The organism is Streptomyces sp. NPDC057099 (assembly GCF_042671245.1).
Taxonomy (GTDB): domain Bacteria; phylum Actinomycetota; class Actinomycetes; order Streptomycetales; family Streptomycetaceae; genus Streptomyces; species Streptomyces purpurascens.
Genome location: NZ_JBHUTX010000010.1, coordinates 218,150 through 233,788 on the forward strand (window position 1 = coordinate 218,150; position 15,639 = coordinate 233,788).

10 protein-coding genes are annotated in these 15,639 nt (G+C 70.8%); 7 read left to right on the plus strand and 3 right to left on the minus strand.

Going from position 1 to position 15,639, the window contains the following annotated elements:
• The first annotated feature begins 109 nt into the window (after positions 1-109).
• Together ACFT4A_RS16960 and ACFT4A_RS16965 are read left to right on the plus strand one after the other, a co-directional pair.
• A complete protein-coding gene (locus ACFT4A_RS16960; RefSeq protein WP_382830709.1) occupies positions 110-4,156 on the plus strand; it encodes a GDSL-type esterase/lipase family protein in 4,047 nt (1,348 codons plus the stop codon).
• 228 nt (positions 4,157-4,384) lie between these two features.
• Positions 4,385-4,651, plus strand: a complete 267-nt coding sequence (locus ACFT4A_RS16965; RefSeq protein WP_382830711.1) for a hypothetical protein — start codon at positions 4,385-4,387, stop codon at positions 4,649-4,651.
• 54 nt (positions 4,652-4,705) lie between these two features.
• Here the strand turns inward: ACFT4A_RS16965 and ACFT4A_RS16970 are convergent, their stop codons facing one another.
• Both ACFT4A_RS16970 and ACFT4A_RS16975 read right to left on the minus strand, forming a co-directional pair.
• On the minus strand, positions 4,706-5,350 hold the full coding sequence (locus ACFT4A_RS16970; protein WP_382830713.1) for a DUF4360 domain-containing protein: 645 nt from the start codon (positions 5,348-5,350) through the stop codon (positions 4,706-4,708).
• Between the two features lie 297 nt (positions 5,351-5,647).
• Positions 5,648-6,106 carry an Rrf2 family transcriptional regulator gene (locus ACFT4A_RS16975; protein WP_184592257.1) on the minus strand — a complete coding sequence of 153 codons (459 nt, stop codon included), beginning with the start codon at positions 6,104-6,106 and terminating at the stop codon, positions 5,648-5,650.
• Positions 6,107-6,243: 137 nt separating this feature from the next.
• Here ACFT4A_RS16975 and ACFT4A_RS16980 point away from each other — a divergent pair, with 137 nt between their 5' ends.
• On the plus strand, positions 6,244-9,222 hold the full coding sequence (locus ACFT4A_RS16980; RefSeq protein WP_382830715.1) for a beta-galactosidase: 2,979 nt from the start codon (positions 6,244-6,246) through the stop codon (positions 9,220-9,222).
• 149 nt (positions 9,223-9,371) lie between these two features.
• Positions 9,372-10,427: a hypothetical protein gene (locus tag ACFT4A_RS16985; protein ID WP_382830717.1), complete on the plus strand. Its 1,056-nt coding sequence runs from the start codon at positions 9,372-9,374 to the stop codon at positions 10,425-10,427.
• 13 nt (positions 10,428-10,440) lie between these two features.
• On the opposite strand, the gene ACFT4A_RS16990 is transcribed toward ACFT4A_RS16985, so the two are convergent.
• On the minus strand, positions 10,441-11,952 hold the full coding sequence (locus ACFT4A_RS16990; RefSeq protein WP_382830720.1) for an alpha-N-arabinofuranosidase: 1,512 nt from the start codon (positions 11,950-11,952) through the stop codon (positions 10,441-10,443).
• A 262-nt stretch (positions 11,953-12,214) separates the two neighbouring features.
• On the opposite strand from ACFT4A_RS16990, the gene ACFT4A_RS16995 reads away from it, so the two are divergent.
• The 3 genes from ACFT4A_RS16995 to ACFT4A_RS17005 are packed head-to-tail and all read left to right on the plus strand — an operon-like array spanning position 12,215 to position 15,464.
• A complete protein-coding gene (locus tag ACFT4A_RS16995) occupies positions 12,215-12,844 on the plus strand; it encodes a toxin-antitoxin system, toxin component family protein (RefSeq protein ID WP_382830723.1) in 630 nt (209 codons plus the stop codon).
• Positions 12,841-14,061, plus strand: coding sequence for an MAB_1171c family putative transporter (locus ACFT4A_RS17000; protein WP_382830724.1), 1,221 nt, complete (start codon positions 12,841-12,843; stop codon positions 14,059-14,061). Before ACFT4A_RS16995 ends, ACFT4A_RS17000 begins: the two co-directional genes overlap by 4 nt.
• Positions 14,058-15,464 (plus strand): NAD(P)/FAD-dependent oxidoreductase, encoded by a 1,407-nt coding sequence (locus ACFT4A_RS17005; RefSeq protein WP_382830727.1) that lies wholly within the window; start codon positions 14,058-14,060, stop codon positions 15,462-15,464. The genes ACFT4A_RS17000 and ACFT4A_RS17005 overlap by 4 nt, the downstream gene beginning before the upstream one ends.
• Positions 15,465-15,639: the final 175 nt, after the last annotated feature.

A 15,639-nucleotide genomic window follows, 5' to 3' on the forward strand; every position in this document is an offset into this window, starting at 1 on the left:
CTGCCGTCGCGGTCGCTTTCGCCCCCTGTCGACGCAACCATCCGCGTGCCGAGGCTCCGTTGTGCCCGCGCACGAGCATTCCCCCACCTCTCACTCATGGAGATGTTCTTTGAGACGGGCCAGCAGACACGCGTACGCGCGTGTTCCCATAACCTGCGCCATCGCCACCGCGATAGCGTTCGGAACCGCCACCCAGGCGCACACCGCCCCGCAGCAGGCACCGACGCCGCCCTCGAACGCGGCCGAAGGATGGTCCGACCCCGCCGCGCCGCGCGTGAAGGCGGACGAGAACGGCGACAAGGACCGCGTTCCGGCCAAGAAGCGCAAGAAGGTGCTCGGCAGCGGCTACACCAAGTCCTCCGACACCTCGTGGACCACCATCGGTGACGCCACCGGCTTCCACTTCATGACCGCCGACGAGGCCGACGGCTACCGCTGGAAGACCGCCGCGACCCTCGTCGAACCCGGGTTCAGCGACACCGACACCTGGATCGGCAACGCCTGTGTCACCGCCTCCGGTGACCGCGCCCTGGTCGCCTACGCGCCGCGCACCTTCACCAACAAGCCCGACCTGATGGCCCGGGGCGCGTTCGCCGCCGCCGTGGATCTCAACTCGGGCGAGGTCACGAAGCTGCCGTTCCAGGCGAGCCTCGCGTACTTCTCGCCCGGCTGCGGCGACGGCGAGCAGGCGGTGCTGTCGCAGTTCAGCGACGAGAACATGTCGGACCGGAACGAGACCCGCCTGATCACCGTCGACGCCCGTACGGGAAAGACGAAGAACAAGATCACGGTCAAGGGCCAGGTCACCTCCGCGGTCCCGACCCGGGACGGCATCGTCGCCGCGCAGGGCAACGCGATCGTCCGGGTCACCGCGGGCGGGAAGACAGAGCTGGTCACGCGCACCGACAACGCGCCCTACAGCCTGTCCGTCACCAAGGACGGCGGCATCGCCTTCCTGGACCGCGCCTACAGCGCCAAGGCCGCGAAGGACGTGCGGGCCCGGGCCGCCAAGGCGAAGCCCGCCGAGACCGCGTCGGCCGGCACCACCTCCGAGGTCAAGTACCTGACCGGCGGACAGCTCAAGGGCAAGGACGTCAAGGCCCGTACGGTCGCCGAGGGCAACCTGACCGGCATGGACCTCACCCGCGCCGCCGACGGGACCGCGATCGTCACCGGCGCGGCCAAGAGCGTCGGCACCCTGCCCAAGGACGTGCGCAACCCGGGCGGGATCGACAAGGACGCCACCGTCTCCACCAAGGGCCGCGCCGTCGTGAACTCCGCGTGGGCGGACGGCAAGGACACCCGGATCCGCCCCTCCGAATACGAGACGGCGCGCACGGCCCGCATCGAGATGAAGCATCTGCCGACCGGCAGCAAGCCCGTGTTCGAGGCCAACCCGGCCGCGTCCCCGGTCAGTTCGGACCCGGCCGAGGGCGAGAACCGCTCCCCGGCCCTCGGCGCCGCGCCCGCCGGAAGCGGTGGCACCGTGGGCGGCAAGAAGACGGCGCTGCTGAACATCGCCGAGCCGGAGTCGGAGCGGACCTGCGCCGTGGAGCGGGGCAACCCGCAGAAGCAGGCATTCCAGCCGAAGCCGCGGCAGATCGAGTGGGCTGTCAACCGGGCCATCGAAGGCACGATGGACCAGCACGTGAAGCGGGCCGCCAACTGGAAGAACATGGGCATGGGCGCCTACTCGCCGCAGGCCCTCATCGGCGGCCTCACCCCGCTGTCCGGCGGCGGGCGCATCCCGGCCCAGGTGTTCCTCGGCATCACCGCCCAGGAATCCAACATGTGGCAGGCCACCCGCTTCGCCGCACCGGGCACCACCGCCAACAGCCTCATCGGCAACTACTACGGCCTCGTCCACGACGAGCACGGCCAGGTCGACGACCCCTGGGCCATCAACTGGCGTGCCGCGGACTGCGGTTACGGCATCACCCAGGTCACCGACGGCATGCGGCTGCCCGGCAAGCCGTACCAGAACGGCGAGGTCCGGCCGTCCAAGCCGCGCGCCTACCAGGACGCCGTCGCGCTGGACTACACCGCGAACGTCGCGGCCGGCGTGAACATCCTCGCCGAGAAGTGGAACACGACCCGCAACGCCGGCCTCACCGTCAACAACGGTGACCCGAAGGCCATCGAGAACTGGTTCTTCGCCCTGTGGGCCTACAACTCCGGTTTCTACGAGCAGTCGGCCGCGGGCAAGAACGACGGCAAGTGGGGCGTGGGCTGGGCCAACAACCCGGCCAACCCCACCTACAAGCCGAACCGGACGCCGTTCCTGGAGAACCCGAACGGCGGTGACGACTACTCCCACGCCGCCAAGCCGCAGTTCTGGCCGTACCCGGAGAAGGTCATCGGCTGGGCCGCGCGCCCGCTGGAGGCGCTGGAGGCGCCGGGCACCCTCGTCCACGGTTTCCGGCCGGCCTGGTGGACCGAGCCCATGTTCCGCACCCTGGCCAAGCCGCCGGTCGCGCTGTTCTGTGACGGCTCCAACGAGTGCGACCCGGACAAGATCAAGGAAGGCGCGTCGAACGACTCGCCCGCGTCGGGTCCCTGCCAGCGTACGGACTTCAAGTGCTGGTGGAACAAGAAGGTGGAGTGGAAGAACTGCGGAGCCGGTTCGTGCGGCAACGAGATCTTCCGCTTCAACAACACCTACCCGGAAGAGGCGGACGGCAACTCCCACCCGCCCCGTTGCGACTCCGGCATTCCGGGAACCACGTACATCGTCGACAACGTGAACTCCGGTCAGCGGATCGCGGGCAAGGACGGCAGACGCTGCTTCGACACCGGCCAGTCGGCCGGCTCGTTCAAGTTCGACTTCGCCACACCCTCGGCGAAGATGGACACCCATCAGCTCGGTGTGGGATACGGGAACCACATCTGGTTCTCCACCACCCGTAAGGCCAGTTCCCCGGGGACGGATCAGCGGCTGAAGGCCACCGGCACCTGGACCGGCCCCAGCGCCGTCAAGGGCTGGACCCGGGTCCTGGTCCACATGCCGAACGTGGCCGCACGGTCCCAGCAGGCGAAGTACTCGGTGTCGGGCACCGACTCCAAGTCTCCGCACCGTGTCGCCCCGCAGCGCATCCGCAGCAACGAGTGGCGGTCGCTCGGCGTCTTCAACTTCACCGGAACCCCGTCGGTGGCCCTGTCCAACATCACCGATGAGGCTCCGGGCGTCGACATCGCCTGGGACGCCGTCGCCTTCCAGACGCTCGGCGCCAACCCCACGCACGTGGTCGGCATGGGCGACTCCTTCGCCTCCGGCGAGGGCGCCGACAACGAGGGCGGCAAGGACTACTTCCGGGAGACGGACTACAAGGAGGACCTCGGCGACAGCGAGATCGTCAACAAGTGCCACCGCTCCAAGCAGGCCTGGATCCGGCAGGCGACCCTGCCCGGCAGGTCGCAGTCCATCGGAAAGATCTCCGACGACTACGGCAATGTCGACCTGAGCTTCATCGCCTGCTCGGGCGCCCGCACCTACAACGTCTGGTCGGGCGGCAAGGGGCAGCAGAACTCGCTGCCGCAGATGGACCTCGGCTACCTCGACCAGAACACGGACATGGTGACCATCGCCATCGGCGGTAACGACTCCCTGTTCACGGACGTGTTCAACGAATGCGTCTGGAAGGCCGGACTGAGCCTCTGCCAGAACGCCGAGATCGAGAAGCGGAACCCGGACACGGGCGACAAGACCGGCGAGATGACCGGTCCGCTCAAGGACTTCATGCCCACCTGGCTCGCCAATCAGGTCAAGCCGAGGATCGTCAAGGTCCTCAACGAGATCAAGGCCCGTGCGCCACAGGCCAAGATCTACCTCGTGGGCTACCCGCCGCTGCTGTCCGGGAACGGTCAGTGCATCCCGGGTATCGGAACCGAGGAGGCGCCCTGGCTGAACGACGAGGTCGCTCCGAAGCTGAGCCAGGAGATGAAGGCCGCCGCGACGTCGGTGGGAGCCACGTTCGTGGACCCCGCGTCCGACTTCAAGGACAAGGCGATCTGCGGTGACCCCGAATCCATCCACGGTATCGTCATGGACGGCCGGTCCGAGGCGGACAACGATTCGCCCAACCCGTCGATGAAGTCGTTCCATCCGAAGATCGCCGGCGCCCGGCTCTACGCCAACGCCTTGGAGCGTTCCCTGTAGCACCTGAGGGACCGGCCACGCCGTGGTCGCCCTCCGCACACATCCGTGGGCCCCAACACACTCGTGCTGGGGCCCATCGGCCTGCGAAGAGCGAGGAGTTGCGTCATTCGGTACGTACGACATGCCAAGGGTGCACTGACCGTCGTCGCCGCCACCGCGGCCTGTCACGGCGTCATGTCCGGCGGCTACGCGTGGGCCCGCGAGAGCGCGGCCGCGAGTGGAGACACGATGTTCTCCGGAGCCTTCGAGTTCCTCTTCACGACGGCCGCTTCGTGGGCGCTCATGCCCCTGCTGCTGTGGTGCGGCATGTGGGTGCTGCGGGAGACCGGCAACACCGTGCTCGTCCTCGTCGGGGGGCTGGTCTGGGCGGGAGTCTCGGGGTACTTCATCGACGACATCGACCGCGCGGGCGGGCACATACCGATCCTGGCCCTCGCCGCATACGTGCTTCTCGGGACGGCGCTGGCCGGGGCCGACACGAGCCGCCGCGACTGAGCTCCGGGGGCGGCCCGCCAGGCCGGAAGGCCGCCCCCGGTCATCCCGTCAGGGCTACGGGCATTCCTTCCACGCCAGGTGGTACACCGTGCTGATGTCCCCGTCCGTCGAGTCCATGGTCATGAAGCTGACCTTGTCGGCCGACTGGGTGCCGGCGTTGACCCGGATCTCGGTGTTGATGTTGAAGTTGCGCTGGACTCCGCAGGGTGCGTAGACCAGTTGGGCCCAGTCCGTCTCGTCGGTGGCCTGCCAGTTGTCGTTGAGGGGGCCGCTGAAGGGGTGGTTCTTGTAGACCGTGCTGGGCGAGCCCTGGAAGTAGTACGAGGCTCTCTGGGATGCGCTCGCGCCGCGCTGGAGGGCGGCGAAGCCTCGGTAGTCCGCGCTCGCGATGGCGTAGGTGAAGCCGCCGGGGACGTGGACCTTCAGGTTGAGCTGGCAGTTCCTGCGGAACGCGGTCGGGTCGGAGTTCCCGCCGGCCTGGGCGAGGTAGTCGCTGTAGGTCACCGTGAAGGCGGTGTTGTCCTCGGAGACGGCGACCGCCGCCGTGCCCTGCGGACAGCCGGAGCCGTTCACCGTGGCGACCTGGATGACGATCTTGTCCGGGGGCGGGTCGTCGAACCCGGAGGACGGGGATGTTGCGGGGAGTGCGCTGGTGAGGAGCGCGGCTACCGCGCCGCTCAGAAGCAGGCCACCGGCCATGGTTCTCCCATCCGTTCGTGGGGGGTGGAACACCGAAGAGCATGGACATGTCAAGACGACAGCGCATGCGCACCCGACCTGTGACCGTTCCATGAAGGAGCTGTGAAGGCCGGGAGCGGTCGCATCGTACGCAGGGCGGCAGGGGTCGGCCAGGTCGCTGCCCGGCCATTCACAGTGGCGGGATTTCGTCCGGGGTGTGGGCGGGCGCATAGGGTGCGTTCCACCGACGCGTCAGACCGAGGGCACTCCGAGGACGTCATGAGGATCACGCACAGTGCGGCGAGCGGCCGCCGCCCCTCACGGGTTCTCCCAGGCCGCCGGTTCCGCCGCCAGCCGCTCCACCTGCTCGGGCAGCGCGCCGGCCGCGAGGTCGGCGACCGTCACGCCCTCCAGGATCCTGCGCACATTGGCCCGCAGGGCGATCCACAGCGGCAGCAGCGGCTCGGCGGTGCCGCTGTAGGCGAGGCCGGTCGGCCGCTCGCCGCGCACCGAGACGATCGGTCCGTCCACCGCCCGGATCACATCCGCGACCGTGATCTCCGAGGCCTCCCGGGCCAGCCGGTAGCCGCCGCCCCCGCCCCGCCGGCTGTCGACGACGCCCCCGCGCCGCAGATCGCCGAGGATCCCCTCGAGGAACTTGTGGGGGATGTCCTGCGCGGTGGCGACGGCCTCCGCCTTGACGGGCCCTTCCTCCTGCCGGGCGGCCAGTTCCACGACCGCTCGTACCGCGTAGTCAGCACGTGCCGAGATCCTCATAGGACCATTGTCGCGGTCGGGCTGTGGACAATGACGCACAGGCACCACCCAGGCACCACGTAAGCACCATGTACACGTAGGCAACACGCACACGTAGGCACCACGCACGGCACGGCAGCACAACAGGAGGCGCTCCCTTGGAGCTCAGCAGGCGTACCTTCCACGCTCTCGCCGGCACGGCGGCGCTCGGCTTCGCGCTGACCGGCAGCGGGTCGCCGACCTCCGCCGTTCCGGGACGGACCGCGCCCACCGGCCCGCCGCCCCCGGTGCCGAGCGCGGACGGCGAGCGGCACAGCATCGGCTTCGACCGGTACTCGCTCCTGGTCGACGGCCGCCGCCTGGTGCTCTGGTCGGGCGAGATGCACCCCTTCCGGCTGCCGAGCCCGTCCCTGTGGCGGGATGTGCTGCAGAAGATGCGCGCCCATGGCTACAACGCCGTCAGCGTGTACGTCGCCTGGAACTACCACTCCGCAGCGCCCGGCCGGTACGACTTCACCGGGGTGCGCGATCTGGACCTGTTCCTGCGCATGGCCGCCGAGACCGGGTTGTACGTGATCCTGCGGCCCGGCCCGTACATCAACGCCGAGGTCGACGCCGGCGGCTTCCCTGGCTGGCTGACCGCCACCGAGGGCACGGCCAGGACCTCCGACCCGACGTATCTGAAGTACGTCGACGAGTGGCTGACCGCCGTCAACGCCATCGTGGCGAAGCGGCTGTTCACGCGGGGCACGGGCACCGTGCTGCTGTACCAGATCGAGAACGAGTACGACGCGCACGTCGACGAGCCGTCCGGGCGCGCCTACATGTCGTACCTGTACGAGAAGGTCCGCGCCGACGGCATCGACGTCCCGCTGTTCCACAACGACAAGGGCCGCAACGGCCACTGGGCGCCCGGGTCGTTCGGCACCGGCGGCGAGAAGGGCCGCTGGCTGTACGGGTTCGACGGATATCCGGAGCCGGACGAGGTCCCGCCCGACTGGGGGCACTTCGGGACCGGCGGGGCGAAGGGCGGGGCCACGGCCAGTCCGCGCACGCCCGGGTTCGTGCCCGAGTTCGGCGGGGGCTGGTTCGACCCGTGGGGCGGGTCCTGGTTCGGCGGGAAGGGGTACGCCGAGTCGCGCCGGACCCGGGACGCGGCGTACGAGCGGCGCTTCTACCTGACCAACCTCGCCAACGGCATCACGCTGCACAACGTCTACATGACGTTCGGCGGCACCTCCTGGGGCTGGCTGCCCGCGCCGGCCGTCTACACCTCGTACGACTACGGCGCGGCCATCGACGAGGCCCGCAACGCCACCCCCAAGCTCGCCTCGATGCACGAGATCGGGCAGTCGGTGCGCCATCTGCCCGACCTCGCCAAACTGGACCGGGCGAAGGCCGTGCGCGCCACCGACAAGCGGGTCAAGGTCTACCCCCTGACCAACCCGGACACCGGCGCCCGCTTCTACGTCCTGCGCAACGACTCCGCCGAGGCGGTCACGGTGACGCTGCCGGACGCCGGGATCGACGTACCGGTCATGGTCCCGGCGCGGGACGCCAAGCTGATCGCCGCCGGTCTGAAGCTCGGGAAGCGGACGCTGGCGCACTCCACCGTGCAGCCGATGCTGAGCCTGACCGCGGGGCGGCAGGACATCGCCGTGTTCGCGGGGAGGCGCGGCGATCTCGCGCAGGTCGTGCTGGAGTGCGTCGACGAGCCGACACCGATGCGGCTGGACGCCGAGCCCGCCTGGTCCTGGAACCTCAACAAGCTGAACATCACCGCTCCGCTCGGCGCCGGCGGACTGAGCCGGGTGCGGGTCGAGGGCGACGGTGTGGACACACCGATGCTGGTGCTGTTCGCCGACGACGCGACCGCCCTGCGGCTGTGGCCGTACGAGACGCCCTCCGGCGCGCTCCTCGTCTACGGCCCGTCCCTGCTGCGGTCGGCGACGCTGCGCGGCTCCACGGTCCATCTCACCGGCGACACCACCGGCGCGACCGGCCTGGAGGTGTGGGGGCCGCGCGGGATCACCCATGTCACCTGGAACGGACGGCCGGTGCCCGTGCGGATCAGCGCCTCCGGCAGCCTGCTGGCGCTGCGGCCGCTCCCCGGGGTGACACGGCCCGCCCTGCCCGCGCTCGACGGCTGGCGGCGGCGGACCGAGAACCCGGAGTCCGAGCCCGGTTTCGACGACTCCGGCTGGACGGCGGCCGACAAGGAGACGTCTTTCAGCACGACGCCCGTGCCCGACGGGCAGCCCGTCCTGTTCGCCGACGACTACGGCTTCCACTACGGCGACGTCTGGTACCGGGGCGAGTGGAACGACGAGAACGGCGTCGAGTCCGTCTCCCTCGCCTACAGCACGGGCACACAGGGCCTGCTCATGGCCTGGCTGGACGGCGAGCCGCTGGGCACCCACCGGATGCCCGTACCGGACAAGAGCCGGGCCCGGCAGGGGACATGGACCGCGAAGGCCACCTTCGCCCTGCCGGAGGAACTGCGGGAGAGGTTCCGTGAGGCGCGGGACGGAGAGCGCGACCGGCATGTGCTGTCCGTGCTCGTCCGGCCGATGCAGCACGACATGGACGGCAAGGCGCTCGACACCCACAAGGCGGCGCGCGGCCTGACCGCCGTCACCTTCGAGGGCGGCTCCCCCGAGGTGACGTGGCGCGTCCAGGGCGCGTCCACGCCCGACCCCGTGCGCGGGCCGATGAACAACGGCGGGCTGCACGGGGAGCGCGAGGGCTGGCATCTGCCCGAGCACGACGACGCGGACTGGAAGGACGCCGAGCTGCCCCGGGCCGACCGGCGGCAGGGCGTCACCTGGTACCGGACGGACTTCCGGCTGGACGTCGCCCCGGACGTCGACGCCTCGGTCGGGCTCGTCCTCGACGACGACCCGGGCCGGGCCTACCGCGTGCAGATCTTCCTCAACGGCTGGAACATGGGCCAGTACATCAACGACGTAGGGCCGCAGCACACCTTCGTGCTGCCGAACGGGATCCTCCGCACACGTGGGGCCAACACACTGGCGCTGGCGGTGCTGTCGGACGGCAGCACACCTTCGGGCCCCAAGGATGTACGGCTGACCCTGCTGGGCGCGGCGGCGGGAGGAGTGCCGGTCAAGCCCGTGTGACCGGAGCGACCGGCGTGACCGGATCGAGCCGTTCTCGTGCATTGCCTTCTGCGGCACGCTGGTTCACCGTTTGGCCTTTCAAGGGCTTTCGACCGGGAGGGGAACTCGTGCGAAGACGGCGTTTCATCAGCGGATTAGTCGGTGCCGGGGTGGGTCTCGGACTCGCCCCGGCCGCGGTCGCCCGGGACACCGGCGCACCTCATGCGTGGCAGGCCGTGCCGACACCGGCGGGCACAGCGGCCGCCCAGCTGCGGGACGTCGCCGCCGCCGGGGACGGCCTCGCGTGGGCCGTGGGCGAGGAGGGCCGCAGCGGCAGCACGCTCGGCTCGCCGCTGGCCCTCGTGTGGGACGGCACGGCATGGGCGCGGACCGGCCTCGGCCACCTGGGCTTCCGCGGCTACCTGCACTCCGTGGCCGGTACGTGCGCCGGCTCGGCGTGGGCGATCGGCACCGACACGGCCGGGGTCACGCACCTGCTCGCGTGGGACGGAGGAACCTGGCGGGAGACCGACTTCCCCGGCCGGGGCCAGTCCGGCACCTCCCTCACCGGCGTCGCGGTCGACCCCGGCGGCGGGGCCTGGTTCTCCGGTCGCGACTCCGACGGCCGACTGCTCCTGCACCGGGACGGCGGCACCTGGACCTGGCTGCCCGCACCCCCGAGCGCGACCGCCGCCACGCCTTCGGGCCTCCAGCTGACCCAGTCCGGTGACGTCTGGCTGTACGGCGTCGGGATCGTCGCCCGCTGGGACGGCTCGGCCTGGAGCGAACTGCCCGCCTACCAAGGCATCCGGGCGAGCATCACCGGGCTGCTGCCGGTGGCGGACGACGACCTGTGGCTCGTCGGGTACGACTACGGGGTGGGCGGCCCGGTCGGCAAACCCCCGGGGGTGCTGCTCCTGCACGGGGACGGCAGCACCTGGGAGAGCGTCACCAAGCCGTTCGGCGTCGGCATGCTGAACGGGATCGTCGCCGACGCGCAGGGACGGCCGGACCGTATCGCCGGGTGGGACTTCTGGGACCAGACCCGGGCCCACTATCTGCGGTGGGACGGCGCGGCCTGGGTGAGCGAGCGGGGGCCGGTGGCCACGACCCCCGTCGTCATGAACGCCCTGGCCTCCGTGCCGGGTTCGGCGGGCGGCTACTGGGCGGTCGGCACGACGTCGACCTCGGCGTCCTCGGCCGCCCTGCTCCGCGTCGAGCGCTGACCCGGCCGGTCTCTCACGCCAGCCGGATCACGTTCCACGACAGCGGCTCCAGGACGGTGCTCAGCGTGCCGTCCTGGAGAGCCGTGCCGTCGACGGTGTGCGGGGTGACCCGCTCGGGCTCGTCGAGGGTGTTGCGGGCGTCGGGGTCGGCGTCCGCGAGCGCGCTGTGCTCGACGACCGACGTCAGACCGAGCCCGCTCAGGGCGACCTCCAGCGGCAGCGCCTCGGTACGGCCGCGGTTGACGGCGAAGACCGTGACCGTGCCGTCCTCGGCGCGTACGGCGGTGGCGTGCAGCAGGTCGGCCTCGCCGTACTTCTTCGTCTCGTACGTCGGTGAGTCGACGCGGACGTCGAGGACCTGGCCGCGGCCGTACCGGCTCGCCTGCGCGAACGGGAAGAACGTGGTCTGCCGCCAGGCCGGGCCGCCCGGCTCGGTCATGATCGGCGCGATGACGTTGACGAGCTGGGCGAGGCAGGCGACCGTGACGCGGTCGGCGTGCCGGAGCAGGGCGATGAGGAGCGAGCCGAAGACGACGGCGTCGGTGACGCTGTAGTTGTCCTCCAGGAGGCGGGGGGCCTCCGCCCAGTCCCGCTCACCGGAGTTCTCGATCTCGTGCCACTTCGAGATGTACCAGACGTTCCACTCGTCGAAGGAGAGGTTGATCTTCTTCTCGGACTTCAGCCGGGCGCCCACGTGATCGCAGGTGGCGACCACGTTCTCGATGAAGGACTCCATGTCGACGGCGGAGGCCAGGAAGGAGTCGAGGTCGCCGTCCTCGGGCTGGTAGTAGGCGTGCAGGGAGATGTGGTCGACGAGGTCGTACGTCTCCTCCAGGACCGTCGCCTCCCACGCGGCGAAGGTCGGCATGGACTGGCTGGAGGAGCCGCAGGCGACGAGCTCGACGCCCGGGTCCATCTGGCGCATCGCGCGGGCCGTCTCGGCGGCGACCCGGCCGTACTCCTCTGCCGTCTTGTGGCCGGTCTGCCAGGGGCCGTCCATCTCGTTGCCCAGGCACCACAGCTTGATGCCGAAGGGGTCCTTGTCGCCGTGCGCGGCACGGAGGTCGGACAGGGCCGTGCCGGCCGGGTGGTTGGCGTACTCCTGGAGTTCGAGGGCCTCGGCGACGCCCCGGGTGCCGAGGTTGAGGGCCATCATGGGCTCCGCCTGGGGGCCGATCTTCTTCAGGAAGGCGATGTACTCGGAGAGGCCGAAGCGGTTGGTCTCGGTGGAGCGCCAGGCGAGGTCCAGGCGGCGGGGGCGGGCCTCGGCGGGGCCGACCGAGTCCTCCCACTTGTAGCCGGAGACGAAGTTGCCGCCGGGGTAGCGGACGGCGGTGACGCCGAGTTCCCGCACAAGGTCCAGGACGTCCTGGCGGAGGCCGGCCTCGTCGGCTGTGGGGTGGTCGGGTTCGAAGATGCCGGTGTAGACGCAGCGGCCGAGGTGTTCCACGAAGCTGCCGAAGAGGCGCGGGTTCACCTCGCCGACGGTGAAGGCGGGGTCGAGGGTGAAGCGGGCGGTGTGCATGGTCGCCTTTCTCCAGGACTGCCGGTTTCTCCACAACGGCCGGCGTTCGGCATTTCGAATTATGCTCGTGACTTCGAACAGGACCGTAAATTCGAAGCGCTTGCCCGTCAATGGTGCGGCCGGACTGTGGACATCGCTTTCTGTGCAAGAACGGTCGTTCTCCGTTGAACTACGGGCGTCGGATCGCATGACGTGAACACATTCGGGCGCGTAGTCTCGGACCCGCTGCCAAGCCGTCGGCCGGCGGTGAGAAGGGGGAGCGATGGACATCGCGGGCGCGCGGATCGGGGCCCGAGTCACCGCCGCGCTCAGGCGCTCGCGCAGGGGCTCCGCCATGCGCGGCCTGGCCACCCACCTCGCCACCGCGGTCCGGGCGAGAGAGCAGTCCCCCACCGACGTACGGTCGTTGTGCCGGGCGCTGTGCGAGGAGATGAGCGCGCGGCGCGGAGGGCGTCCCGTCGAGCTGCGTTTCGAGCGCTTTCCCGACGAGATCGAAGTGACCGGGCTGTGGGTCGAGTTCCAGGACTTCGACCTCGTCATCGTCGAGGAACGGGCCGAGGCCGTGCAGCAACTGGTCATCCTCGGGCATGAGTTGTGGCATCTGCACGCCGGGCACGGACATCACCATGTCGCCGGCACGGCGGCCGTCCGGGCCATGGACCGCGAGCCCGGCTGGACGTCCGCGGCACTGGCCGTGGCCGCCCGCGACGGTTCCCGCGAGCGGGACGAGGCGGACGCCGACGAGTTCGGACACCGGCTGGCCACGGTCTTCCGTGGTTTCGCGGACGGTTCCGCGGACGGTTCCTTCGCGGGCGGGCCGGGCACTGACGCCGCCCTCGATCCGGTGCGGCGGTCGATGGGCTACCGGGGACGCGGAGGCAGTGCCCGATGATCCACGCCCGGGACGTCCTCGACAGCTTCTCCGTCTCCTTCTGGCTGCCGATCGGGGCGCTGACCGTCGCCCTGGTCATCAAGCTGCCCAGCCTGGTGAAGATGTGGCGGGACCCCATGCTGCGCGCGGTCGGCGGGCTGCTGCTGTTCGCCTGCGCCGTGTTCGTCTTCGCCTCCCCGGCCGTCATCGGCTGGACCAACCGCGTCACCGGCGTGCCGAACATCGCGGCGCCGCTGGTGTACTCGCTGCTCACCGCGCTGTGCGCGTCCTGGCTGCTGCTGATCGTCGCCTGGCGCAACGGCCTGTCCGACCGTTCGGCCTCGACGCGCCGGGCCGCCCGCTGGGTCGTCTTCGCCTACGCGGGTGTGGTCGTCGCCCTGTGGGTGCTCTTCTGGCTCGCGGACGTGCCCGTGGAACGCCGCCGGGACCTGGACACGTACTACGCCAACACGCCTTTCATGCGCGAGGAGATCCTGCTCTACCTCCTCGCGCACACCGTGGCCTGCTCGATCACGGCCCGGCTGATCTGGAACTGGGTCCGCACCGACGGCCTGGACGCCTGGCTGCGCTGGGGCCTGAGGTTCCTCGGCGTCGGCTACGCGACGAACCTGCTCTTCGACGCGGCCAAACTCACCGCCGTCATCGCCCGGTTGACCGGCAACGACCTGGACTGGCTGAGCACCTACCTGGCCCCCTCGGCCGCCTGTCTGTCGGCCACCATGGTCGCGATCGGCTTCATCATTCCGCACGGCGGCCAGTACCTGCACGAACGGTGGCGCATCCGGCTCGCCCACTGGCAGCTGCGTCCCCTCTACCGGTTACTGCGCACCGTCAACGGCGGCGGCGCCCCCTTCGCCCCGCGCGCCACCGGCGAACTGCGCCTGATCCGCCGCGAGACGTACATCCGCGACGTGCTCCTCCAGCTCTCCCGGCACCTCGACGAGGAGCTGCGGGAACGGTCGTACGACGCGGCCCTGGGGCTCGGCTTCGAGCCCGGCCGGGCGAAGGCGCTGGCCGCCGCCGTCACGATCCTGGACGCCGTCGCCGCCCGGGAACGGGCCCCGCAGAGCGACAGCGCCGCCTCGCCCTCCGGCCCCGACACCACCTACCTGCTGCGGGAGATCCAGGCCGTGTCCCGAGCCCTGCGTCACCGCGACCACATCGAGGCGGTACGCTCGCGCGCGGCCGCCCCCGGGAGAGAGAACGCCCGCGCATGACTGACAGCTCCACCCCCGCCAGAACCGCCGTCGTCCTGGGGGGATCCCACTCCGGCATGCTCGCGGCACGCGCCCTGGCCGATGTCGCCGACCGGGTCGTCGTCGTGGAGCGCGACGCGCTGCCCGCCGCTCCCGGACCCCGCAAGGGACTTCCGCAGGCACGGCACGCCCACATGCTCTGGTCGGGCGGGGCGCGGGCCATGGAGGAACTGCTGCCCGGGATCACCGGGGCGCTCAGGGAGGCCGGGGCGAACCGGCTGCCGGTCACGACGGACATCGTCGCCCTGGGCACCCGGGGCTGGTTCCGGCGCTGGCCCGAGTCCCACCACGTGATCCTGGCCGGCCGGGACCTGCTGGACGCGACGGTCCGCGCGCGGGTCCTGGCCGACGAGCGGATCGAGGTCGTCGAGCGCGCGGAGGCGGTGGGCCTCACCGGCACGGACACCACGGTCACGGGCGTACGGATCCGGCCCCACGACGGCCCCGAGCGGACCCTGGAGGCGGACCTGGTGGTCGACGCCTCGGGCCGCGGTTCCCAGGCGGCCCCCTGGCTGACCGCCCTCGGCCTGCCCCAGGTGGAGTGCCGCGAGGTCGACGCGGGACTGGCCTACGCCAGCCGCCTCTACCTGGCCCCCGCGGCGGCCCGCGACGGCTTCCCGGTCGTCAACGTCCAGCCCGACCGGCGGGACGGCGGGCCCGGCCGGGCGGGCTTCCTGCTGCCCATCGAGGAGGGCCGGTGGATCGTCACCCTGTGCGGCACGCGCGGCGGCCGGCCGTCCCGGGAGAACGACGACTTCGTCCGCTTCGCCCGTGAGGACCTGCGGCACCCGCTGATCGGCGACCTGCTCGAACAGGCCGAGCCGCTGTCCGACGTGTCCTTCACCCGCACCACCGTCAACCGCCGGCACTTCTACGAGCGGATGCCGGCCTGGCCCGAGAACTTCGCCGTCCTCGGCGACGCCCTCGCCGCGTTCAACCCGGTCTACGGGCACGGCCTGGCGGTCGCCGCGCAGAGCGCCCTGCTGCTGCGGGACACGGTACGGCGGCACGGCTGGGCCAAGCCCGGGCTGTCCCGGCGGATCCAGAAGGCCGCCTCCCGCCCGGTCGGCGCGGCCTGGGACCTGGCGATCGGCCAGGACGTGTTCTACCCGGGCGCGACGGAGCAGGGCCCCACCTTCCGGGACCGGCTCGTGACCGCGTACGTGGACCGGCTGATGTACACGGCCACGGGCAGCGGGCGGATCGCCCGCCGGGTGACGGATGTGACGTCGCTGGAGCGGGGGGCGGGGGTGCTGCTGACTCCGTCGGTGCTGCTGGCGGCGGCGGTCGGTCCGCTCAAACCGTCGTTGAGCGGACCGCCGTTGACGGCCGCGGAGCGAAAAGCGGCGGGGCTGGAGGGCTAGTACTCCAGCAGCGTTTCGCTATCTGGCCTGGTCAGAGGCATCGTCGGGAGTGTACTTGGCTGCTGGCATGTCAGGGGCGATCTTGCCGGACCGCCCCTCCAACGAATGACATCGTCGTCGGTAGTGGCAGTGCCTGGCGATCGCCTGACGTCTGCGCCGCCACTGGGACCAGCTC

Bases quoted from the DNA above. Each gene is read 5' to 3' on its own strand.
- ACFT4A_RS16965 (WP_382830711.1), top strand. From the start codon at position 4,385: ATGTTCTCCGGAGCCTTCGAGTTCCTCTTCACGACGGCCGCTTCGTGG.
- ACFT4A_RS16970 (WP_382830713.1), bottom strand. From the start codon at position 5,350: ATGGCCGGTGGCCTGCTTCTGAGCGGCGCGGTAGCCGCGCTCCTCACC.
- ACFT4A_RS16975 (WP_184592257.1), bottom strand. From the start codon at position 6,106: ATGAGGATCTCGGCACGTGCTGACTACGCGGTACGAGCGGTCGTGGAA.
- ACFT4A_RS16990 (WP_382830720.1), bottom strand. From the start codon at position 11,952: ATGCACACCGCCCGCTTCACCCTCGACCCCGCCTTCACCGTCGGCGAG.
- ACFT4A_RS16995 (WP_382830723.1), top strand. From the start codon at position 12,215: ATGGACATCGCGGGCGCGCGGATCGGGGCCCGAGTCACCGCCGCGCTC.
- ACFT4A_RS17000 (WP_382830724.1), top strand. From the start codon at position 12,841: ATGATCCACGCCCGGGACGTCCTCGACAGCTTCTCCGTCTCCTTCTGG.
- ACFT4A_RS17005 (WP_382830727.1), top strand. From the start codon at position 14,058: ATGACTGACAGCTCCACCCCCGCCAGAACCGCCGTCGTCCTGGGGGGA.